Raw genomic sequence first — 22,176 nt, 5'->3', positions numbered from 1 at the left:
GTGGTTCTGCCGGGGGTGGGTGGGGTTCTGCTGAGGGTGCGGGTGGGGCGGGTGGGTCTGGTTGCGGCCGCTTGTGTCGGTTTGTGCGCTCGCACATACGATGGATGAGGTCCGCACCCGGTCCATGCCTGTCGTAGCTGAGGAGAAGACGTGGCTGACGAGCTCACCCCGGAGACCCCGGAAGAAGAGCAGCCCAAGAAGACGCACAAGCAGCGCAAGAACGGGCTGTACCCGGGCGTCAGCGACGAACTCGCCGAGAGCATGCGCACCGGCTGGGCCGACACCGAGCTGCACGGGCTGGAGCCCATCCCCCAGGCCGCGCACACCGCCGCCCGCCGCGCCGCGCTGTCCGCCCGCTTCCCCGGCGAGCGCCTCGTCATTCCCGCGGGCCGTCTGAAGACCCGCTCGAACGACACCGAGTACCCCTTCCGCGCCTCGACCGAGTACGCGTACCTCACCGGCGACCAGACCGAGAACGGCGTCCTCGTCCTGGAGCCCGCCGACACCGTCGGCGAGGCGGGACACACCGCCACCATCTACCTGCTGCCGCGCTCGAACCGCGAGAACGGCGAGTTCTGGCTCTCCGGCCAGGGCGAACTGTGGGTCGGCCGCCGCCACTCCCTCACCGAGGCCGAGCAGCTGCTGGGCATCCCCGCCAAGGACGTGCGCGAGCTCGCCGAGGCCCTCACCGAGGCCACCGGTCCCGTCCGTGTCGTCCGCGGTCACGACGCCCTCATCGAGAAGGCGCTGACCGACAAGACCACCGCCGAGCGCGACGAGGAACTGCGCGTCTACCTCTCCGAGGCCCGCGTCGTGAAGGACGACTTCGAGATCGGCGAGCTGCAGAAGGCCGTCGACTCCACCGTCCGCGGTTTCGAGGACGTCGTGAAGGTCCTCGACAAGGCCGAGGCCACCTCGGAGCGCTACATCGAGGGCACCTTCTTCCTGCGCGCCCGCGTCGAGGGCAACGACGTCGGCTACGGCTCCATCTGCGCCGCCGGCCCGCACGCGTGCACCCTGCACTGGGTCCGCAACGACGGCGACGTGCGCTCCGGGGACCTGCTGCTGCTGGACGCCGGCGTGGAGACCCACTCCCTCTACACCGCCGACGTCACCCGTACGCTGCCCATCAGCGGCACGTACACCGACATCCAGCGCAAGATCTACGACGCGGTCTACGCATCCCAGGAAGCCGGCATCGCGGCTGTGAAGCCGGGTGCGAAGTTCCGCGACTTCCACGACGCCTCCCAGCACGTGCTGGCCGAGAAGCTCGTCGAGTGGGGTCTGCTGGAGGGCCCGGTCGAGCGTGTTCTGGAGCTCGGCCTGCAGCGTCGCTGGACCCTGCACGGCACCGGCCACATGCTCGGCATGGACGTCCACGACTGCGCCGCCGCGCGCACCGAGGCGTACGTCGCCGGCACGCTGGAGCCCGGCATGTGCCTCACCGTCGAGCCCGGTCTCTACTTCCAGGCCGACGACCTGACCGTGCCCGAGGAGTACCGCGGCATCGGCGTCCGGATCGAGGACGACATCCTCGTCACCGAGGACGGCAACCGGAACCTGTCCGCCGCACTGCCCCGCACGTCCGTCGAGGTCGAAGCCTGGATGGCGCGCCTCAAGGGCTGACGCCCGCGTCGCTCTTCGTAGGCCGGTGGGCGGGATCGCGCGCGGATCGCCGTGCGGAATCCCGCCCACCGGCGTACCCGCCGGCGTACCCACCGGCGAATACGGCCGAGGCAGCCACCGGCGGGTCCACGTACGGGCCCACCGGCGGGTCAGCCGACGCCTCTGCTGGTGCTTCTGCTGCTGCTTCTGCTGACGCCTCTGCCAGCGCTTACTACGAGACCCTCAGCAGCGCGTCCTCACGCCACTTCAGCATCTTGTCGAAGCTCACGACGGCTCCCCGGCCCGGCCGGTTGCGGAAGCGGACGTGGTCGGCGAGTTCCGCGATCAGGTGCAGACCCCGGCCGTGTTCGGCCAGGCAGGGTCTGCGGCGGTCCACCGTCGTGGGCGGGAACCCCGGACCCGAGTCGGTCACCTCGATGCGGCAACAGTCCCCGTCGAGATAGGCGGTGACGCGGTACGCCTCGGTCTCGTCCGGGGCGTCGCCGCTCCCGCCGTGCTCCACCGCGTTCGCACAGGCCTCGCTCAGTGCCACGGAGAGATCGAAGGAGATGTCCGGGTCCACCCCCGCGGTCTCCATGGCCCCCAGCAGCAGTCGCCTGGCGAGCGGCACGCTCGCGGCTTCGCGCCTCAAGTGGAGAGACCACCAGATGCTCATACGGTTACCTATTGCCGCCCCCGGCGGGCCGTAAGCGCTCCGGGGGCCGTCGGAGCCCTCATTGCCCTCGTTCGGCCGATGCGGCTCTCCCGGGAGCCGGTGTATGCGGGAGCGGCCGGGGCGTCGGCGATCCGGCTGCCGCGGTGTCTCGCGGGTGCCGTCGTGCCGCGCGGGCGGTGGCGTCGTACCTCGCGGGCGGTGTCGTACCTCGCGGGTCGGTCGCGTACCGCCTCAGCCGCGGTCCGTCGCGGTGGCGGGCGCGGACGCACGGGAACGGGACTCAAGGGACCTTCCGGACCTGCCGTATGAACGGTCCGCGCCCAGTGCGATGATGGCCCGGCCATGACTGCCCCCCACGCGACGCCCGCCGGAACCGGTCTCCGGCTGATACGGGCCGCGGTGTTCACCGCGGTCTGCGTCGTGCTGTCCGGGGCCGGGCACGCACTGGCATCCTGCGCCACCGTGCCCTGGTGGTCCCTCGGAGTCGGCTTCCTGGCCGTGTTCGCGGTCGCGGCTCCGCTCGCGGGTCGCCCGCGTACGCTGCCCGGCATCGCTGCCGGGCTCGCCGCCGGGCAGCTCACACTGCACACGCTGTTCGGCCTCGGGCAGCACGACGCCGCGGCCGCCAGAGCGTCGGCCGACGCCGCCGACACCTCGCTGGCCGCGCTCGCCGCCCGGCTGGTGTGCGGGGGCAACTCCGTACCGCTCAGCCCGGCCGACGCCCGGCAGATCCTGGAGACCGCCGGCCTCGACCCGGCCGCCCTGGCCGCGCAGGCCGCCGCGCAGACCCACAGCGCGCACGCCCACATGGCTCAGGCTGCTACCGCTCAGCCCGCTACCGGCCTGTTCAGCCCGGCCATGCTGCTCGGCCACCTGCTGGCCGCGCTCGCCGCCGGCTGGCTGCTGGGACGTGGCGACGCGGCGCTGTTCCGGCTCGTCGAACTGTCCCGGCTCTCCGCCGAAGCAGCCCCGGTACGCGCGCTGCGCGCCGCACTGGCCTTCGTACGCGCCCTCGGCGCCGGGCTTCCGGGCACGCCCGCCCGTACCCCCCGGGTTCTGCGGACCGCGGCCGCTCCGGCCTCCTCCACGGGCCGGGAAGCACTCCAGCACACGGTGATCAGGCGCGGGCCGCCCATGGCGCTCGCCCTCGCAGCCTGACGCGGCACCCTCCGCCCCGGACACACACCGGGAGCACCGGTGCCGCGAACTCCGCGCGCATCCGTGCGCGGGGCCACCGTCATCCCTGCTTCCGTGGAGTGTTTCCGCAATGAAGACCTCACGCGTCTCCTTCGCCGCCGCCCTTGCCGTCGGTACCGTCCTCGTCCTCTCCGGCACCGCCTTCGGCCACGTGGGCGTCCAGCCCGGCGAAGCCGTCAAGGGCGGCTACGCGACGATCAACTTCAAGGTCCCCAACGAGCGCGACAACGCGTCGACCACTCAGCTGGAGGTCAACTTCCCGATCGACCAGCCGCTCACGTCCGTCATGCCGCAGGACGTGCCCGGCTGGACCGTGAAGGTCGAGAAGAGCCCGCTCAACAAGCCGCTCACCGTGCACGGCAAGCAGATCAACGAGGCCGTCACCAAGGTCACCTGGAGCGGCGGCAAGATCGAGCCGGGCAAGTTCCAGCAGTTCCCCCTCTCCGTGGGCAAGCTGCCCGACAACGCCGAGCAGATGGTCTTCAAGTCCATCCAGACCTACGACAACGGCGAAGTCGTCCGCTGGATCGAGGAAGCCAAGGAAGGCGCCGCGGAACCGCAGAACCCGGCACCCGTCCTGAAGCTGACCGCCGCCAAGGGCGACGACCACCACGGCGCTGCCGGCAAGGCGGGCGAGGGCAAGGACGCCGACAAGGAGGAGGCGGGCGCCCACGGCAAGGCGGCGGCCCGGCACGGCTCCGACTGGACGGCGCGGGCCCTCGGCATCGCCGGCATCGTCGTCGGACTCGGTGGTGTGGCCTTCGGTGTCGCCTCGCGTCGCCGCTCCGTCTGACCTGCCGCGCTCCTCGGCGTCCGCCCTTACGACCGTCACCTTCGACCGTCGTTTCGCCCGGTTTTCAGAATATTCGCCCAGTTTCAGAACATCCGTACCATCCCCGATCCCAGGGACATCCCTCCATGCGCACCACTCGTGTGACGGTCGCCGCCCTCGTCGCGGCGGCCGCACTCACCCTCACCGCTTGCGGCGGCGAACCGGCCGACACCGGTTCGGTCACCCAGATCTCCGGCGGCCAGAGCAAGAACAAGGCCGCGACCGTCCTGGACCGACCCTTCGACAAGCCCGAGCTCGTCCTCACGGACACCACCGGCAAACCCTGGAACCTGCGCGAGCAGACCAAGGGCAAGCCGACACTCATCTACTTCGGCTACACCAACTGCCCCGACGTGTGCCCCCTGACGATGAGCAACATCGCCGTCGCCAAGAAGGCACTCCCCAAGGCCGACCAGGACAACCTCCAGGTCGTCTTCGTCACCACCGACCCCGAACGTGACACTCCCGGCTCCCTCGGCGCGTGGCTCAGGTCCCAGGATCCGGCCTTCACCGGACTCACCGGGGACTTCGCCGCCATCCAGGCCGCCGCGCGCGCGCTCGGCATCGGTATCGAGGCGCCCACGAAGGAGGCCGACGGCAGCGTCGTCTCCATGCACGGCGCCCAGGTCATCGCGTTCTCGCCCAAGACCGACGAGGGCTACGTCCTCTACGGCGAAGGCACCACCGTCGACGACTACACCAAGGACCTGCCGAAGATCATCAAGGGAGAGAACCCGTGACCGCCCGCACCACCCGCGCCCGCACCACCCGAGCCCGCACCACCCGAGCCCTCGCCGGCGCTCTCTCCCTGATGGCAGCGCTCGCCATATCCGGCTGCTCCTCCGACTCCAAGGACGATGCGGCCAAGCCGAAGCTGTCGGTCAGCGGCGCCTTCATGCCCGAGCCCGTCAACGACAAGATGGCCGGCGCGTTCATGGTCATCAAGAACGACTCCAAGACCGCCGACAAGCTCACCGGCGTGACGTCCCCGCTCTCCGACGATCTGCAGATCCACGAGACGAAGGACCAGAAGATGCGGCAGGTCCCCTCCATGGACGTGCCCGCGAACGGTGAGCTGCGCCTGGAGCGCGGCGGCGACCACGTCATGTTCATGGGGCTGAAGAGCATCCCGAAGGCCGGCGACAAGGTCACCGTCGAGCTGCGCTTCGAGAAGGCCGAGCCGCTCAAGGTCGAGCTCGACGTGAAGGACCGGACGTACACCACGCAGGGTCCCAGTCCTGCCGACGGCAACGCCCACTGACGGACCGAGGGACTGACACGCCATGACGGCCACCGCCCCCGCCCCATCCGCGGACCCCTCCACGGCCCGCGCCCGCGCCACGGCACTTCTGCCGCGGCTCGCGCTGGTCCTCGCGACCCTGCTGGCAACCCTGTTCACCGCGGTCTCCCCGGCCGCGGCACACGCAGCACTCACCGCGAGCGACCCCAAGGACGGGGCGGTGGTCGCCACGGCTCCGGCCCAGGTCACGCTCTCCTTCTCGGAGCAGGTCGCCATGGGCGACGACTCCATCCGCGTCCTGGACCCTCAGGGCAAGCGCGTGGACACCGGCGAACTGCGCGACATGTGCAGCGCGGGCACCATCCGCTACGGCACCGCTCTGCACTCCGGCCTGCCGAACGGTACCTACACCGTCGCGTGGCAGGCCGTCTCCGCCGACAGCCACCCGATCTCCGGTGCGTTCACCTTCTCCGTCGGCGCGCCCTCGGCCACCAGCGTCACCCTCCCCACCCGGCAGGCGGGAGGCGGGCCCGTCGGCATCGCGTACGGGATCGCCCGTTACGCCGCCTACGCGGGCTTCACCGTCCTCGTCGGCGGCGCCGCCTTCATCCTGCTGTGCTGGCGCCGGGGCGCGGCCGAGCGGCCGCTCCAGAAGCTCGTGCTGCGCGCCTGGGTGACCCTCACCGCCGCCACGCTCGCGATGCTCGTGCTCCGCACGCCGTACACCGGGTCCGGGGAGTTCGCCGACGCGTTCGACCTCGGCGGGCTGAAAGCCGTCCTGGAGACCAAGACCGGCGCCTCCCTCGTCTCCCGGCTGCTGCTGCTCGGCGCGGCGGCGCTCTTCCTCGCGGTCCTGTTCGGCGTCTTCGCACGACGCCAGCAGCCCGCCCGATCCGCAGGGGACGCGGAGAAGGCAGAGAAGGCGGAGGCCTCAGCGGAGGCCTCAGCGGAGGCGGCGGACGCAGCGGACGCAGCGGACGCAGAGAACGATCAGGACGCGAAGGACACCAGCGACCTCACCTTCGGCCTGGCCATCGGCGGCGCCGTCGTGGCCGCCGGCATCGCCGCCACCTGGGCCCTTTCCGAGCACGCGTCCACCGGTATCCAGCCGGGCATCGCCATGCCGGCCGACATCCTGCACCTGCTGGCCGTCGCCACCTGGCTCGGCGGCCTCGCCACGCTGCTGGTCGCCCTGCACAAGGTGCCCGGCATCGAGCGGGAAGCCGTCCAGCGGTTCTCCCGCGTCGCGTTCGTCAGCGTCGTCGTGCTCGCCGTCACCGGCGTCTACCAGTCCTGGCGCCAGGTCGGCAGCTGGTCCGCACTCACTGGCACCAGCTACGGACGGCTTCTGCTGCTCAAGGTGGGCCTCGTCGCCGTCCTGGTCGGCATCGCCTACGTGTCCCGGACATGGACGGCGCGGCTCGCCGACACCGCCGTCGAGCGGACGGCGAAGGTGATCGCGCCGAGCGATGTTTCACGTGAAACATCGCCCGTCTCCGTCACCGTCACCGCCCCCGCGGACGCCAAGCGCGCCGCTCAGCTCGCCCGGCAGGACGCCGCCCGCGAGGCCGCCCAGCAGAAGCAGGCCCGCGACGCCGACCCGGACCGGGCGGGCCTGCGCCGCTCCGTCCTCGCCGAGGCGGGGGTCGCCGTGGTGCTGCTCGCCGTCACCACCGTGCTCACCAGCACCGAGCCCGGTCGCGCCATGGAGCAGGAGACGGGCCGCGGCTCCACCGCCACGGCCGTCCCCGACCGTGCGGTCAAGATCACCCTGCCCTTCGATACGGGCGGCCCGGCCGGCAAGGGGACCGTCCGGCTGGAGCTCGACCCCGGCCGCGTGGGCGCCAACACCCTGCACCTGTGGGCCGACGGCCCCGACGGCAAGCCCCTTGAGCTTCCCGAGATCAAGATCGCCTTCACCCTCCCCGCCAAGGACATCGGACCTCTGCCCCTCGTCCCCGACCACACCGCACCCGGACACTGGACCGCATCCGGCGTCCAGGTGCCGCTCGCCGGTGACTGGCGCATCGACGTGACCGTCCGTACCTCCGACATCGACCAGACGACCGTCCAGAAGACCGTGAAGATCGGCTGAACAGCGTGACCGAGAGCACCCCCGACATCAAGATCTCCCGGCGCCGTCTGCTGGGCACCGTCGGCGCCGCAGGCGCCGCCGGACTCGCACTCGGCGCCACCGGGGGCGCCCTCGGGCACTCCGCGCTCGCCGGCTCGGGCAGCGGCGCGGCCGCCTCGGGCGCCCCCGGAAGCCTGTCCTCCCTCGGCGCCACCAAGGTCGCCTTCCACGGCGACCACCAAGCCGGCATCACCACCCCGTTGCAGGCCAAGGGCCACCTCGTCGCCTTCGACCTCGCCCCGGGCGCCGGCCGCACGGAGGCCGCCGCGCTGCTGCGGCGCTGGTCCGAGACCGCACGGCGGCTCATGGCGGGCGAGACCGCGCCGACGGCCGACACCGGCATCGCCCTCGACGCCGGCCCCTCCTCGCTCACCGTCACCTTCGGCTTCGGCCATTCCTTCTTCGAGCGCACCGGCCTCACCGCGCGCCGTCCGGCCGCCCTCGACCCGCTGCCCGTCTTCTCCGCCGACCGGATCGACGACCGGCGCAGCAACGGCGACCTGTGGGTGCAGATCGGCGCCGACGACGGACTCGTCGCCTTCCACGCGCTTCGCGCCCTGCAGAAGGACGCCGGGGAAGGCGCCCGCGTCCGCTGGCAGATGAACGGCTTCAACCGGTCCCCCGGCGCCACCGGCACCCCGATGACGGCCCGGAACCTCATGGGCCAGATCGACGGGACCGGCAACCCGAAGCCCGCGGAGCCCGACTTCGACCAGCGGATCTTCGTGCCCGCCGGAGGGCCCGGGCCGGCCGAACACTCCTGGATGGCGGGGGGCTCGTACGCCGTCGTCCGACGCATCCGCATGCTCCTCGACGACTGGGACAAGCAGTCCCTCACCCAGCAGGAGCAGGTGATCGGCCGCACCAAGACCACCGGGGCCCCGCTGACCGGCGGCGATGAGACGACGGAGATGGATCTCGACAAACTCGGCGCCGACGGCAAGCCCGTCATACCGTCCAACGCCCACGCCCGGATCTCCGCCCCCGAGCAGAACGGCGGGGCCGCCATGCTGCGGCGCCCCTTCTCCTTCCATGACGGGATCGACACCGACGGCGCCCCCGACGCGGGGCTCCTCTTCATCTGCTGGCAGGCCGACCCGCTGCGGGGGTTCGTCCCCGTCCAGCGCAAGCTCGACCGGGGCGACGCCTTGTCCGCGTTCATCAGGCATGAGTCCAGCGGCCTGTACGCGGTCCCGCCCGGCCCCCGCGCCGGGGAGTACGTCGGGCAGCGGCTGCTCGAAGGATGAACCACCCCCCGGAGCACGGCGCCCCGGCATTAGGCTGCTCACATGTCGGCCACTCGCTTCACCTATCTCGGTCCCGAGGGCACTTTCACCGAAGCCGCCCTCCGCACACTGCCGGAAGCCGCGACCCGGGAACTCGTCCCGATGGTGTCGGTCCCGGCCGCCCTGGACGCCGTGCGCAACGGTGAGGCCGCTGCCGCCCTGGTCCCGATCGAGAACTCGGTGGAGGGCGGGGTCACCGCCACCCTGGACGAGCTGGCCTCCGGCGAACCGCTGATGATCTACCGCGAGGTGCTGCTGCCCATCGCCTTCGCGCTGCTCGTGCGGCCGGGGACCGCCCTGTCGGACGTCAAGACCGTCACCGGGCACCCGGTCGCCCAGCCTCAGGTGCGCAACTGGCTGCGGGCGAACCTGCCCGACGCCGTGTGGGAGTCGGCCGCCTCCAACGCCGACGGCGCCCGGCTGGTCCAAGAGGGCCGCTTCGACGCAGCGTTCGCGGGCGAGTTCGCGGCCGCCACCTACGGGCTCGTACCGCTGGTCACCGAGATCCACGACGCGGAGAACGCCGAGACCCGGTTCGTCCTCGTCGGGCGCCCCGCCCGCCCCGCGGCCCCGACCGGCGCCGACAAGACCTCCGTGGTGCTGTGGCTCGGCGACGACCACCCCGGTGCGCTGCTGGAACTCCTTCAGGAGTTCGCCGTGCGGGGGGTCAACCTGATGCTGATCCAGTCCCGGCCGACCGGCGAGGGCATCGGCAACTACTGCTTCGCCGTTGACGCCGAAGGCCACATCTCCGACCGGCGGGTCAGCGAGGCGCTCATGGGCCTCAAGCGAACCTGCCCGCACGTGCGCTTCCTGGGGTCCTATCCGCGCGCCGGCGTGGCTCAGGGTGACGTCCGCGCTCCCCGGCCGGGAACCTCCGACGGTGACTTCACGGCCGCTTCCGACTGGCTGACGCGCTGCCTCGACGGCCGGGCGTAGGGCTGCGTCCACTGTCCACAGAGTTATCCACAGGGCAGTAGGCAGACCTGGGGACAAGTCGACAGAGCCGTCCGACAAGGTCGACAAATCGGCCTTGGGTCCAGGTTTCGCGCTGGAGAGCGGAGGGTGAACGGTGTCACCCCCGCATCACCGATCAACTCTTTGGGGCGAGTCATTCCCACCCGAATGAGTGGGTGAGGGCGGTTTGAACCCTGAATCCCTCAGGCGGTCAACCGGTCGGAAATGATCTATTTCCGTGTCCACAGAGCCTGCACACAGCCTGTGGATAAGATGCCCGCCTCGGAGTTTCCTGTGGACAAAGAAGCCCTGCCCTGCCGCTCAGGCCCGCTGCCGCCACCCCGATCGGGCTCTTTTCGGGGAATGGGACCGCTTTTACCGACCGCCTCCGGAAGGAAGCTCCAGGTCCGATCTCGAAGACTTATCCATTTACCGCAATCGGGACATAGTGACACGCAGCGTGATATCGGTGTGATCCCCGGAACCCGGCCCGGTAGCCTGGAGGGGTGATTGACCTTCGGCTGCTCCGTGAAGACCCTGACCGTGTCCGCGCCTCGCAGCGCGCCCGTGGAGAGGACGTCGAACTCGTCGACGCACTCCTCTCCGCCGATGAGCGCCGCAGGTCTTCCGGCATGCGCTTCGACGAACTGCGCAATGAGCAGAAGTCCCTCGGCAAGCTCATCCCGAAAGCCTCCCCGGAGGAGCGGGCCGAACTGCTGAAGAAGGCAGAGCAGCTCAAGCAGGACGTCAAGGCCGCCGAAGCCGAGCAGAACGAGGCCGACGAAGCCGCCAAGCAGCTGCTGCTGCAACTCGGCAACATCGTCCATGAGGACGTCCCGGTCGGCGGCGAGGAGGACTTCACCGTCCTGGAGACGCACGGCACCATCCGCGACTTCGCCGCCGAGGGCTTCGAACCCAAGGACCACCTGGAACTCGGCGAATCGCTGGGCGCCATCGATGTCGAGCGGGGCGCCAAGGTGTCCGGCTCGCGCTTCTACTACCTGACCGGTGTGGGCGCTCTGCTGGAGCTGGCCCTGGTCAACGCGGCGATCGCGCAGGCCACCGAGGCCGGCTTCATCCCGATGCTGACCCCGGCGCTGGTCCGCCCGCGCGCGATGGAGGGCACCGGCTTCCTCGGCCAGGCCGCGGAGAACGTCTACCACCTGGAGAAGGACGACTTCTACCTGGTCGGCACCTCCGAGGTCCCGCTCGCGGCGTACCACATGGACGAGATCATCGACGCCGACAAGCTCCCGCTGCGGTACGCCGGCTTCTCGCCGTGCTTCCGCCGCGAGGCCGGTACGTACGGCAAGGACACCCGCGGCATCTTCCGCGTCCACCAGTTCGACAAGGTCGAGATGTTCTCGTACGTCGCACCGGAGGAGGCCGAGGCCGAGCACAAGCGGCTCCTGGACTGGGAGAAGCAGTGGCTGACCAGCCTGGAGCTGCCCTTCCAGGTGATCGACGTCGCCACCGGTGACCTCGGCGCCTCGGCCTCGCGCAAGTTCGACTGCGAGGCGTGGATCCCGGCCCAGGGCAAGTACCGCGAGCTGACCTCCGCCTCGAACTGCGACGGCTTCCAGGCCCGCCGCCTGTCGATCCGCTACCGCGACGGCAAGAAGACCCAGCCGCTGTCCACGCTGAACGGCACGCTCTGCGCCGTACCGCGCACCATCGTCGCGATCCTGGAGAACCACCAGCAGGCCGACGGTTCGGTGCGGGTGCCCCAGGTGCTGCGTCCTTACCTCGGCGGCCGCGAGGTCCTGGAGCCGATCAACAAGTGAGCCCGGCTCCGTTCCCGTACCGACTCGTCGCGACCGATCTCGACGGCACGCTGCTGCGTGGCGACGACACCGTCTCGGAACGCACGCGTGAAGCGCTCGTCGCGGCCACCGCGGCGGGCGCGGCGCACATCATCGTCACCGGCCGGGCCGTGCCCTGGACCCGGCACGTACTGGACGATCTCGGCTACAAGGGGATCGCGGTGTGCGGACAGGGCGCGCAGGTCTACGACGCGGGTGCGCGCCGGCTGCTGACCTCGGTGACGCTCGACCGGCAGCTGGCCGGTCTGGCGCTGTCGAAGATGGAGGCCGAGATCGGACCGCTGGCCCTGGCGGCCAGCCGGGACGGTGTGGACGGCGAGGTCCTGATCGGGCCTGGCTACCAGGTGCAGGAGGGCCTTCCGGCCGTCTTTCTGAAGGACACCACCGCGGTGTGGACGGCGCCGCTGAACAAGCTGTACATCCAGCACCCGGAGCTGGACGACGACGCGCTCGTCGAGGTCGGCCGGGCGACCGTGGGCAGCCTGGTCGACATCGTGATGGCCGGTCCGGGCGTGGTGGAGATCCTGCCGCTGGGGCTGAGCAAGGCCACCGGACTCTCGCTGGCCGCACGCCGGCTCGGGGTGAAGGCGGCGGAGACGATCGCCTTCGGTGACATGCCCAACGACATACCGATGTTCGGGTGGTCGGGACACGGCGTGGCGATGGCCAACGCCCATGCGGAGCTCAAGGCGGTGGCCGACGAGGTGACGACCTCCAACCAGGAGGACGGCATCGCGGTGGTGCTGGAGCGTCTGCTGGGCGCCTCGTAGCGCGCAGGACGTACGAGAGTCCGGGGCGGCCCGCGCCGATGGCGCGCTCGAAGTGGCCGCCCCGGACCTTTTTGCTCCCCGCACGGCTCACTCTGCCCCGGGCGGAAGTCACGTACCAGTGAATTTCCGCGGGTCAGGCGTGCATCCGGCGCCGCCGCCAGTAGGCGACGGTCACGATCGCGAGGAGCGGGCCCCGCAGGAGCAGCGGGGCGTAGGAGAGGGTGAAGAACCAGTAGCCGACGCCTTCGCCGGGGGAGTCGGGGTTGGCCGCGATGACAGCGTTCCAGGTCCCGGCGCCGTAGAAGGTGATGCCGGTGACGGCGAGGGCGCCGAGTGCGGCGGGGACGACGGCGAACAGGGGCGGGATGCGGCGGCCACCGAGCCGGGGAACCCAGTGCGGGACGACTTCGCCCCAGCGCTGGACGAGACCGACGCCGCGGGCTTACCGGCAAACCTTTCCGGTCACAGCACTAGCCACGTTTCACGTGAAACAGGAAGCGGGGTCGTGTTTCACGTGAAACAACGCCGCGGGTGAGCGGCCAGGCGAGCAGACCGACCGAGAGCGCGATGGCGTGGCCGAGGTCGGTGAAGGTGGCGCCGGTCGCGAGGGGAAATCCGAAGAAGGCGACGGCTCCGGCGAGGTAGAGCCATCTCCAGGGGCCGGGAAGCCGGTAGGTGAGGACGCCGACGGCGGCCGCAAGCCCGTAACTGACGCCGATGTCGACGACGTGGGTCATGGTGCGCGGGGCGCGGTGGTCCTGGATGGCCGTCAGGAGGACCTTCTGGCTGACGAGGGTGGCGACGATATGAGCGCTCGCGACGATCAGGAGCCACCGCGGGGTTCCGAGCCACCGTTCGACGGGAGCGTGAAAGACCTCGAAGAGCACGGCGTAGAGGGCGAGCGAGGCCGGGTTCTCGATCCAGAAGGCACTGCTAACCAGCGCGCGCAGCGGGTGTTTGACGAGCTGATGGATGTTGCTGCTGTTGCGGTGGAGCAGCACGTGTTCGACCCGGTCGGGCGCGATCACCACGATGACGCTGGTGATGGCGATGATCAGCAGCCAGAGGTGCGTCCCGGGCGAGGAGCGTATCCAGGACCGCAGGGGCCTGGACGGCTCGGGCTCGGTGGGCTCGATCATGCACCGATGATGACCCGCGAAGCTGTGCCCCGCCTGGCCTGTGGGCCGGGCGGGGCACGGTGCTCGCAGTGGTGCGGTGACTGTGGCGCGGTGCTGCCGCGGTGGGTCTACTCCTCGCCGGCCAGGGTGAGGCGGCGGAGCCTCTGGCCCGCGTAAACGGTGGCACCCACGGTGACCACGGCGAGCAGGATCGCGGCGGTGGGCAGGCCCACGGTGGCGTCGACGTACCCGTCACCGGCGACCTTCTCGGCGAGGGACAGGGCCCACTGCTGGACGCTGAGGGTCTTGGCGCCGGAGACCAGGCTGCCGAAGAGCGACTCCCAGATCAGGGCGTAGACCAGACCGAAGACGACCGCGTGCCGGCTGACGGTGCCCAGCAGCAGGAACAGCGCGCTGTAGGCGATCGACGCGACGAGTGCGGCGACGGTGTAGGCGACGGCGATCTGCTGGCCGTTGCCGTTGAGGATGAAGCCGGCGATCAGGGTGGGGATCGCGGAGAAGGCCATGGTGACGGCGATCGCGACGATCAGCTTGGTCATGATGATCGTCGGGCGCTTCACCGGCTTGGCGAGCAGGTAGACGATCGAGCCGTCGTCGATCTCGGGTCCGATGGCTCCGGTGCCGGCGATGACGCCGATCAGCGGGACCATCGTGGCGAGGGCGAAGCCTCCCAGGAGGTCGGCGGTGACCTTGTCGTCCACGCCGGCGAAGGCGCGGACGGCGAGGGCGATGACGATCAGCAGGGCGGGCAGCGCGAAGAGGATCAGCGCGCGGCGCCGGCCGAGCAGGGCCCGGTAGGTGAGCCGGGCAACGGTGGGGTTGTACATCGGGTGCCAGCTCCTTTCAGGCCGCGACGAGGTAGGAGAAGACCGACTCGAGGGACTCGTCGGAGGGCGAGACCGTCAGCAGCCTGACGCCGTGCTCCCGGGCCACACGCGGCAGCAGCTCGGTGAAGCGGCCGAAGTCGACGGCCTGGATGCGCAGCGCGCCTTCCTTGAGGTCGACCTCGATGCCGGCGGTGGAGGGGTCGGCGATCAGGGCCGCGGCGAGCACCCGGTCGTCGGAGGAACGGACGAGGTAGCGGTGCGGGCGGTCCGTCATCAGGCGGCGGATCTTGCGGAAGTCGCCGGAAGCGGCGTGCCGGCCGGCGACGACCACCTCGATGTGCGAGGCGAGTTGCTCGACCTCCTCCAGGATGTGGGAGGAGAACAGGACGGTGCGTCCCTCGTCGCCCATGCGCCGCAGCAGGTCCATCAGCTGCATGCGCTGGCGCGGGTCCATGCCGTTGAACGGCTCGTCCAGGAGCAGCACGGAAGGGTCGTGGACGAGGGCGGACGCCATCTTCACGCGCTGGCGCATGCCCTTGGAGTACGTGGAGATCTTGCGGTCCTGGGCGTACTCCATCTCGACGGTGGCCAGCGCCCGCTGGGCGGTCGCGTCGTCGAGGCCGTGGAGTTCGGCGTTGGCGACGACGAACTCCCGGCCGGTGAGGAAGTCGTACATGGCCTCGCGCTCGGGTACGACGCCGACCTGCTTGTAGACCTGCTCGTTGCGCCAGATCGGCGCGCCGTCGAGGGTGACGGTGCCCGTGGAGGGGGCGAGGAAGCCGCCCATCATGTTGATGAGCGTGGACTTGCCGGCGCCGTTGGGACCCAGCAGTCCGGTGACGCCGGGGCCGATGCGCATGGTCACGTCGTTGACGGCGACGACGTTCCCGAACCAGCGGGAGGTGTGGTCGATGTCGATGATGGTCACAGCCCGGCCTTCCGGTAGCGGGCCATCAGGGCGGCGTAGGAGCCGGCGATGAGGCCGAGGACGACGAGCAGGTAGACGACACCTACACCGGCCGTGGGGCCCGTGCCGCCCGGGAAGGCGGAGGTCGCGCCGAGGAAGGCGGTCTGCACGCCGTCGATCAGGGTGATGGGGGAGAACAGGCCCAGCCAGTCGATGGCGCCGGCGTTTCCGGTCGTGTGGGCGACGGCCTGCACGGTGGAGACCGCGCCGTAGGGGATGAGCAGCAGGGCGATGACGGCGGCGACGCCGAATCCGCGGCGCGGTGTGAGCGCGGCCATGACCAGGCCGAGGCCGGAGAAGAGCAACGACAGCAGTAGTACCGACACCAGTCCCTGCCCGAATCCCTTGGTCTGGTCACCGAAGTCGAACTTGGCCAGCAGCGCGCCGATCCACATGATCAGCAGCGGGGTGGCGGTGAGGATGAACAGGGCCGAGGCCATGGCCGCGTACTTCGCCACCACGTAGTCGACGCGTTCGATGGGCCGCGAGAAGTAGAGCGGAACGGTCTTGAACCGCAGGTCCCGGGAGACCGACTGGGGCGCCTGGGAGGCGAGGTAGAGGCCGATGACCACCTGGGTGGTCAGGGCGTACGTCGTGTACTTGATCGGCAGGTCGGTGGAGCCGGGGACCGCGATGGCGACCGCGACGATGATCAGCGCGGGGACGCACATCACCGCGAAGAGGATCATCGGGAGCACCTTGGACTTGGCGGAGCGGCCGAGTCCGTAGGCGCCGCGCAGGGACTGCGAGAAAAGCGACGTGCGGGCGTAGGAGCGGCCGAGCCGGGCTCCGTCGTAGGACCGGTAGCCGATGTTGTGGATCTGGGTCGAGGTGTCAGGCGCCATCGGAACCGGCTCCCTTCTGCTGGGGTGTCTGGTTGCGGTCGCGGAAGACCTCCGCGATGTGGTGGCGGCGCTGTTCCATGCGGACCAGGCCGATGCCCAGGTCGGCGACGGTGTCGCGGACGATGTCGTACGTCTGGTCGCCGGTGGCCTCGACGAGCAGGATGTGGCCGGCTCCGGGCAGGCCCTGCTCCTCGCCCAGGTGAAGGGTCAGGCCCGCCTCCGTGAGCGCCTTGCGCAGGGCCGCGGTGCCGTCCGGGTGGTCGTCGGAGTCGGTGACCTCGACCGCGAGAGTCGTGGTGGTCTGGGTGAAGTCGCTGGTAGAGCTGGAGCGCAGCAGCTTGCCGCCGTCGACCACCACGACGTGGTCGCAGGTCCGCTCCAGCTCGCCGAGCAGGTGGGAGGTGACCAGGACCGAGATGCCGAAGTCGGTGTAGACCCGGCGGATCAGACCGAGCATCTCGTCGCGGCCGACCGGGTCGAGGCCGTTGGTGGGCTCGTCGAGCAGGACCAGCTGGGGGTCGTGGACGAGCGCCTGGGCGAGCTTGACGCGCTGCTTCATGCCGGTGGAGTAGCCGCCGATGGGCCGGTAGCGCTCCTCGTACAGCCCTACGTGGCGCAGGGTGTCGGCGGTGCGCTCGCGGGCGGCGGTCGGCGGGAGCCCGGACATGCGAGCCATGTGGACGACGAACTCGGTGGCCGAGACGTCGGGTGGCAGGCAGTCGTGCTCGGGCATGTAGCCGACGCGTTCACGGATGGCGCTGCCATGCGTGGCGACGTCGAGGCCGAGCACGGCGGCGCTGCCCTCGGTGGCGGGGGACAGTCCCAGCAGAATCTTGATCAGCGTGGACTTGCCGGCTCCATTGGCACCTACGAGGCCGGTCACACCAGGCCCGATGTCCAGGGAGAGCCGGTCGAGGGCGGTCACTCGGGGGTACCGCTTGCACAGGCTTTCGGTCGCGATGACAGTCACGGCTCCGACGTTAGCGGCGCGGCCGTCTTGAAACGTCAGACCTTGAGCTCGGTCCCGTCTCCGCCTTCCGGCGTACATACCCGTACTGGAGGCTGACGGCGGGCAACTTTATCCACAGGTCCGTGCACGGGCCTTGACGTGATCTCCGGTCATTGTCACATTCATCAGTGTCAAGGTATGGGCGCAACGGGCACACAGGACCGGGGACACCCGGACGAGGTTTGGGGGCGGCTGGCATGGCTGGGGACACCAAGCAACGCACCGCGCGACGGTCTGGACGACCCTCCGGGGATCTGAGCGGATTCAGAGAGGTGCAGCGCCTCTCGTACGAGTGCGCGGAGGCCGTCGCGGCGCAGCTGCGGCCCGGCGTGACGGAGCGCGAGGCCGCCCGCATGCAGCGCGAGTGGCTGCGCGAGCGCGGCGTACGGGATTGGTTCCACCTCCCCTTCGCGTGGTTCGGGGACCGCACCGCCTTCGTGAACTTCAAGATCCCGCTGCAGTTCTTCCCGACCAACCGGAAGCTGGAGCCGGGGATGCCGTTCATCCTCGACATGGCACCGGTCTACAAGGGCTATGCGGCGGACATCGGTTACTCGGGCAGCCTCGGGCTCAATCCCGTGCAGGACCGGCTCATGTCCGATCTGCGGGCGCACCGGGAGCTGATTCTGGACCAGGTGCGGGAGGGCCGCTCACTGCGTGAGATCTACGAGAACGTCGAGCGGCTGATGAACCGCCAGGGGTATGCCAACAGGCACCGCGCCTACCCGTTCGGCGTGATCGCGCACAAGATCGGCCGGGTCAAGGAGCGGCGCTGGTCGCCGACGGCGTTCGGATTCGGCACCCAGTCCCTGAAGGGGCTCGCCAGTGACGCCCTGCACGGCCACCGTGAGGGCTGGTCCCCGCTGTGGAGCCCGTACCACTTCTCCGACCACCCGCCCCAGCCCGGCCTGTGGGCGGTGGAACCGCACCTGGGCTTCCGGGGCACCGGCGCGAAGTTCGAGGAGATCCTGGTCGTCACCGACTCCCGGGACCCGGTGGAGAGCGCGTTCTGGCTGGACGACGATCTGCCGCACGTGCGGCGCTGGGCTGAGGAGAAAGCGGCATGAGCGGCATGAGCGGAGCAGGCGCAGAGGCTGGATCCGGAGCCGGAGCCGGGGTGGCGGGACCGGCGGGGGCGCGAGAACGCTGGGTGAGCACGGGCGGGGTGGAACTGTGCGTCGCGGAACTCGGCGACGCGGACCGGCCGACCGTGCTGCTGGTGCACGGCTATCCTGACAGCAAGGAGGTCTGGTCGGAGGTCGCGGAGCGGCTGGCCGAGCGCTTCCACGTGGTGCTGTACGACGTACGCGGCCACGGGCGCTCGACGGCGCCGCGACCGCTGCGCGGCGGCTTCACCCTGGAGAAGCTGACGGACGACTTCCTGGCGGTGGCGGACGCGGTCAGCCCGGACCGGCCGGTGCACCTGGTGGGCCACGACTGGGGTTCCGTACAGGGCTGGGAGTTCGCGACCGTCGCCCGCACGGAGGGCAGGATCGCCTCCTTCACCTCGATGTCGGGACCCTCCCTCGACCACTTCGGGCACTGGATCAAAAAGCGGATGGCGCGGCCGACCCCGCGGCGGGCGGCGCAGCTGCTGAGCCAGGGGGCCAAGTCCTGGTACGTCTACATGCTGCACACGCCCGTTCTGCCGGAGCTCGCCTGGCGCGGCCCGCTCGGCAAGCGGTGGCCCGGGATCCTCCAGCGCCTCGAAAAGGTCCCGGCCGGCTCCTACCCGACGGCGTCGCTGCCCTCGGACGCCGCCCGTGGTGCGTGGCTCTACCGCGACAACGTGCGGCCCCGCCTGCGCCGGCCGCGCGCCGACGCGTACGCCCACGTACCGGTGCAGCTGATCACCCCGACCGGGGACGCCTTCCTCTCCGAGCGGCTCTACGACGACCTGGAGCACTGGGCCCCGGACCTGCTGCGGCGCACCCTGGCCGCCAAGCACTGGGTGCCGCGGACCCGGCCCGACCAGCTGGCCGCCTGGATCACCGAGTTCGTCCTCTCCCGGGAGGAACCGGCCACACGGGCACCGGAGCATAAGGCGCCGGGCAAGTACGCCGACCGGTTCGGCGGCCAGCTCGTCCTGATCACCGGCGCGGCCAGCGGCATCGGCCGGGCCACCGCCTTCGCGTTCGCCGAGGCCGGAGCCCGGGTGGTGGCCGTGGACCGGGACGCCGAGGGCGCGGCGCGTACGGCCGACATGGCCCGCCTCATCGGCGCCGCCGACGCCTGGGGCGAACACGTCGACGTCAGCGACGAGCAGGCGATGGAGAAGCTCGCGGCCAAGGTCGCCGCCGAGTACGGAATCGTGGACGTCCTGGTCAACAATGCCGGGATCGGCCTCTCCGGGGCCTTCCTGGACACCACCGCCGAGGACTGGAAGAAGGTCCTCGACGTCAATCTGTGGGGTGTCATCCACGGCTGCCGGATCTTCGGCAAGCAGATGGCCGAGCGCGGCCAGGGCGGCCACATCGTCAACACCGCCTCCGCCGCCGCTTATCTCCCGACCAAGACCCTGCCCGCCTACAGCACTTCGAAGGCCGCGGTGCTGATGCTGTCGGAGTGCCTGCGCGCGGAACTGGCGTCCCAGTCGATCGGCGTCTCCGCGATCTGCCCCGGCATCGTCAACACGAATATCACCGCTACCTCCCGCTTCACCGGGGTGGACGCGGCCGAGGAGAAGCGCCGCCAGGAGAGCTCCTCCCGGCTGTACGGGCTGCGCAACTTCCCGCCGGAGAAGGTCGCCGACGCGATCCTGCGGGCCGTGGTGCGCAATGAGGCCGTGGTACCGGTGACACCGGAGTCCAAGGGCGCTCGGTGGATGTCCCGCTTCGCCCCGCGCACCCTGCGGGCGCTCGCGAAGCTGGAGCCCCGGCTGTGAGCCGGGCCGCGGACGCGGGCGGGAGCCGGCGCGTGGACCCGTACCCCATCAGTCCGCGCCGGGTGGCCTTCGACTGGAACACCACCCCGTTGCACTGGATACCGGGCGAGCCCACCGCCACCCACGTGATCAACGTGCTGCATCTGCTGCTGCCCGCCGGGGAACGGTGGTTCGTGAAGGTCTTCAAGGAAGGCCTTCCCCTGGTCACCGATCCCCAACTGCGCAAGGACGTGAAGGGGTTCATGGGCCAGGAGGCCACGCACAGCGTGCAGCACTCCTCCGTCCTGGACCACCTCGCCGAACAGCGCCTGCCGACGGAGGCCTACACGAAGCACGTGGACTTCCTCTTCGAGAAGCTGCTCGGGGAGACCCCGCCGTTCGGGGCGCCCGTCACCGCGCGGGAGTGGCTGCGCTTCCGGCTCGCGCTGGTCGCCGCGATCGAGCAGTTCACAGCGGTCCTCGGGGACTGGGTGCTGCGCGCCGAGGGACTCGACCGGGCCGGTGCGGACGAGATCATGCTGGATCTGCTGCGCTGGCACGGCGCGGAGGAAGTGGAACACCGCTCCGTCGCCTTCGACATGTACCAGCACTGCGGGGGAGCCGGCCTGCCCCGCTACGCGCGGCGGATCGAGGGCATGGTCGTGGTCGCCCCGGTGCTCGCCTGGCTGTGGGTGTGGGGCGCCTCGTACCTCATGCGCAACGACCCCGAACTGGGCGGCCGGCTGCGCTATTCGCTCCGCGGCCACAACCAGGCCGTGGCCAAGGGGCTGCTGCCCACGTGGAGAGAGCTCGGCATGGCCATACCCCGCTACTTCCGGCAGTCGTACCATCCCTCGCAGGAGGGCTCACTGCGCAGGGCGGTCGAGTACCTTGCGGCTTCACCTGCCGCCCGGACCGCGGCGGGCGCGGTCGGCCGAGCCGCGATGTCGTAGGGAGCCGGGATTGTCCGATCAGGCGATAGCCGAGTACCGGATCGAGGATCTGGCGCACCACAGCGGCGCGACGGTGCGCACGATCCGGGCGTACCAGGACCGCGGTCTGCTGCCGAAGCCGGAGCGTAGGGGCCGCTCCAACGTCTACCGGGACACGCACCTGGCGCGGATGCGCCAGATCGCGGACCTGCTGGACCGCGGCTACACCCTGGCCTCCATCAAGGAACTGCTGGAGGCCTGGGACGCGGGGCGGGGGCTGGGCGGCGTTCTGGGGCTGGTCGCGGAGGTGCACGGGCCGTGGACCGATGAGGAGGCGGCCCGGATCAGCCGGGCGGAGCTGGACGAACGGTTCGGCGGCAGGCCCGACGACGACGCGGTGGAAGAGGCGTGCGAGCTCGGAGTGCTGGAACGGATCCCGGGGCGCCCGGACGAGTTCCTGGTGCCCTCGCCGCAGGAGCTCGCGGTGGCAGCCGAGCTCCACGCGGCCGGGGTACCGCTTTCGGCGATCACCGGGCATCTACGGGAGCTGCGCGGGCAGGTCGAGCACATCGCCTCCCGGTTCCTGGAGTTCACCACCGAGCATGTCTTCGCGCGCTACCTGGGGCACGTGCCGCCCACGGACGCGGACGCGGCGGAGGCGGCGACGATGGTGCGGCGGCTGCGGCCACTGGCCCAGCAGACGGTGGACGCGGAGCTGGCGCGGGCGATGCGGCTGTTCGCGACCCGGCATCTCCAGCGGCATCTGGGGGCGGCCGGGGCGCCGCAGCTGTCGGGGCCGACGCCGGTGGCGCTGCCGCCCGCGACGGTGCGGGCGGTGCAGGACCTGGTGGGCGCGGACCATGTGGCGGAGTTCGTCCGGGCTGCGACGGAGCGGGAACTCCAGGCCCGGACGATGAACGAGCTGGCACGCCGGGGCGACGACCGGTAGGCCGGACCGGTGGCGATCGCCTTGGTTCGAGCTCCCCCGCTCGAACCGCGCGCCCGATCCGCACCCGATCCCCTCGCTCGCCCCCTCCACCCGGCCCCTCCCATCACCCCTCCGCTCGATCTTCC

20 protein-coding genes are annotated in these 22,176 nt (G+C 70.7%); 14 read left to right on the top strand and 6 right to left on the bottom strand.

Annotated elements, in window-relative coordinates:
* Positions 1–150 precede the first annotated feature (150 nt).
* Entirely contained in the window at positions 151–1,626 is a 1,476-nt protein-coding gene (locus ABZX75_RS07565; RefSeq protein WP_355408873.1) for an aminopeptidase P family protein, read from the top strand.
* A gap of 211 nt (positions 1,627–1,837) precedes the next feature.
* Here ABZX75_RS07565 and ABZX75_RS07560 read toward each other — a convergent pair whose 3' ends face one another.
* Positions 1,838–2,281, bottom strand: coding sequence for an ATP-binding protein (locus ABZX75_RS07560; RefSeq protein WP_355408871.1), 444 nt, complete (start codon positions 2,279–2,281; stop codon positions 1,838–1,840).
* A gap of 342 nt (positions 2,282–2,623) precedes the next feature.
* Between ABZX75_RS07560 and ABZX75_RS07555 the strand changes: the two genes are divergently transcribed.
* The 9 genes from ABZX75_RS07555 (at position 2,624) to ABZX75_RS07515 (ending at position 12,520) form a co-directional block, all read left to right on the top strand.
* The gene (locus ABZX75_RS07555) at positions 2,624–3,439 is read left to right on the top strand and encodes a hypothetical protein (protein WP_355408869.1); all 816 of its coding nucleotides are present in this window, start codon (positions 2,624–2,626) and stop codon (positions 3,437–3,439) included.
* Between the two features lie 109 nt (positions 3,440–3,548).
* Positions 3,549–4,271 (top strand): YcnI family protein, encoded by a 723-nt coding sequence (locus ABZX75_RS07550; RefSeq protein ID WP_355408867.1) that lies wholly within the window; start codon positions 3,549–3,551, stop codon positions 4,269–4,271.
* A gap of 125 nt (positions 4,272–4,396) precedes the next feature.
* On the top strand, positions 4,397–5,050 hold the full coding sequence (locus ABZX75_RS07545; RefSeq protein WP_355408865.1) for an SCO family protein: 654 nt from the start codon (positions 4,397–4,399) through the stop codon (positions 5,048–5,050).
* Positions 5,051–5,121: 71 nt separating this feature from the next.
* A complete protein-coding gene (locus ABZX75_RS07540) occupies positions 5,122–5,571 on the top strand; it encodes a copper chaperone PCu(A)C (RefSeq protein WP_355409093.1) in 450 nt (149 codons plus the stop codon).
* 22 nt (positions 5,572–5,593) lie between these two features.
* Positions 5,594–7,645 (top strand): copper resistance protein CopC, encoded by a 2,052-nt coding sequence (locus ABZX75_RS07535; protein WP_355408863.1) that lies wholly within the window; start codon positions 5,594–5,596, stop codon positions 7,643–7,645.
* 5 nt (positions 7,646–7,650) lie between these two features.
* Complete coding sequence (gene efeB / locus ABZX75_RS07530) at positions 7,651–8,931, top strand: iron uptake transporter deferrochelatase/peroxidase subunit (RefSeq protein ID WP_355408861.1); 1,281 nt, start codon at positions 7,651–7,653, stop codon at positions 8,929–8,931.
* Positions 8,932–8,973: 42 nt separating this feature from the next.
* Positions 8,974–9,909, top strand: coding sequence for a prephenate dehydratase (pheA, locus tag ABZX75_RS07525; protein ID WP_355408859.1), 936 nt, complete (start codon positions 8,974–8,976; stop codon positions 9,907–9,909).
* Positions 9,910–10,433: 524 nt separating this feature from the next.
* On the top strand, positions 10,434–11,711 hold the full coding sequence (serS, locus tag ABZX75_RS07520; RefSeq protein WP_355408857.1) for a serine--tRNA ligase: 1,278 nt from the start codon (positions 10,434–10,436) through the stop codon (positions 11,709–11,711).
* The gene (locus ABZX75_RS07515) at positions 11,708–12,520 is read left to right on the top strand and encodes an HAD family hydrolase (protein WP_355408855.1); all 813 of its coding nucleotides are present in this window, start codon (positions 11,708–11,710) and stop codon (positions 12,518–12,520) included. The genes serS and ABZX75_RS07515 overlap by 4 nt, the downstream gene beginning before the upstream one ends.
* 470 nt (positions 12,521–12,990) lie before the next feature.
* Here the strand turns inward: ABZX75_RS07515 and ABZX75_RS07510 are convergent, their stop codons facing one another.
* The 5 genes from ABZX75_RS07510 to ABZX75_RS07490 all read right to left on the bottom strand — a co-directional run bounded on the left by ABZX75_RS07510 (position 12,991) and on the right by ABZX75_RS07490 (position 17,268).
* Complete coding sequence (locus ABZX75_RS07510) at positions 12,991–13,659, bottom strand: rhomboid-like protein (RefSeq protein WP_355408853.1); 669 nt, start codon at positions 13,657–13,659, stop codon at positions 12,991–12,993.
* Between the two features lie 107 nt (positions 13,660–13,766).
* Entirely contained in the window at positions 13,767–14,486 is a 720-nt protein-coding gene (locus ABZX75_RS07505) for an ABC transporter permease (RefSeq protein ID WP_355408851.1), read from the bottom strand.
* A gap of 16 nt (positions 14,487–14,502) precedes the next feature.
* Positions 14,503–15,414 (bottom strand): ABC transporter ATP-binding protein, encoded by a 912-nt coding sequence (locus ABZX75_RS07500; protein ID WP_355408850.1) that lies wholly within the window; start codon positions 15,412–15,414, stop codon positions 14,503–14,505.
* Positions 15,411–16,298, bottom strand: coding sequence for an ABC transporter permease subunit (locus tag ABZX75_RS07495; RefSeq protein WP_355408848.1), 888 nt, complete (start codon positions 16,296–16,298; stop codon positions 15,411–15,413). Before ABZX75_RS07495 ends, ABZX75_RS07500 begins: the two co-directional genes overlap by 4 nt.
* Entirely contained in the window at positions 16,288–17,268 is a 981-nt protein-coding gene (locus ABZX75_RS07490) for an ABC transporter ATP-binding protein (RefSeq protein ID WP_355408847.1), read from the bottom strand. Before ABZX75_RS07490 ends, ABZX75_RS07495 begins: the two co-directional genes overlap by 11 nt.
* Before the next feature lie 236 nt (positions 17,269–17,504).
* Between ABZX75_RS07490 and ABZX75_RS07485 the strand changes: the two genes are divergently transcribed.
* From ABZX75_RS07485 to ABZX75_RS07470, 4 genes are read left to right on the top strand one after another with little or no spacing between them, the layout of a single operon-like run.
* Positions 17,505–18,374 (top strand): M24 family metallopeptidase, encoded by an 870-nt coding sequence (locus ABZX75_RS07485; protein WP_355408845.1) that lies wholly within the window; start codon positions 17,505–17,507, stop codon positions 18,372–18,374.
* 5 nt (positions 18,375–18,379) lie between these two features.
* Positions 18,380–20,191 carry an SDR family oxidoreductase gene (locus tag ABZX75_RS07480; protein WP_355409091.1) on the top strand — a complete coding sequence of 604 codons (1,812 nt, stop codon included), beginning with the start codon at positions 18,380–18,382 and terminating at the stop codon, positions 20,189–20,191.
* Positions 20,192–20,223: 32 nt separating this feature from the next.
* Positions 20,224–21,123: a metal-dependent hydrolase gene (locus ABZX75_RS07475; RefSeq protein WP_355408843.1), complete on the top strand. Its 900-nt coding sequence runs from the start codon at positions 20,224–20,226 to the stop codon at positions 21,121–21,123.
* Between the two features lie 10 nt (positions 21,124–21,133).
* On the top strand, positions 21,134–22,051 hold the full coding sequence (locus ABZX75_RS07470; protein WP_355408841.1) for a MerR family transcriptional regulator: 918 nt from the start codon (positions 21,134–21,136) through the stop codon (positions 22,049–22,051).
* The last annotated feature ends 125 nt before the right edge of the window (positions 22,052–22,176 follow it).

This window comes from Streptomyces sp. NPDC003038, from assembly GCF_040611115.1.
GTDB lineage: Bacteria > Actinomycetota > Actinomycetes > Streptomycetales > Streptomycetaceae > Streptomyces.
Note: the sequence above shows the minus strand (reverse complement) of the source record. Positions and strands in the feature narration are given on the sequence as shown.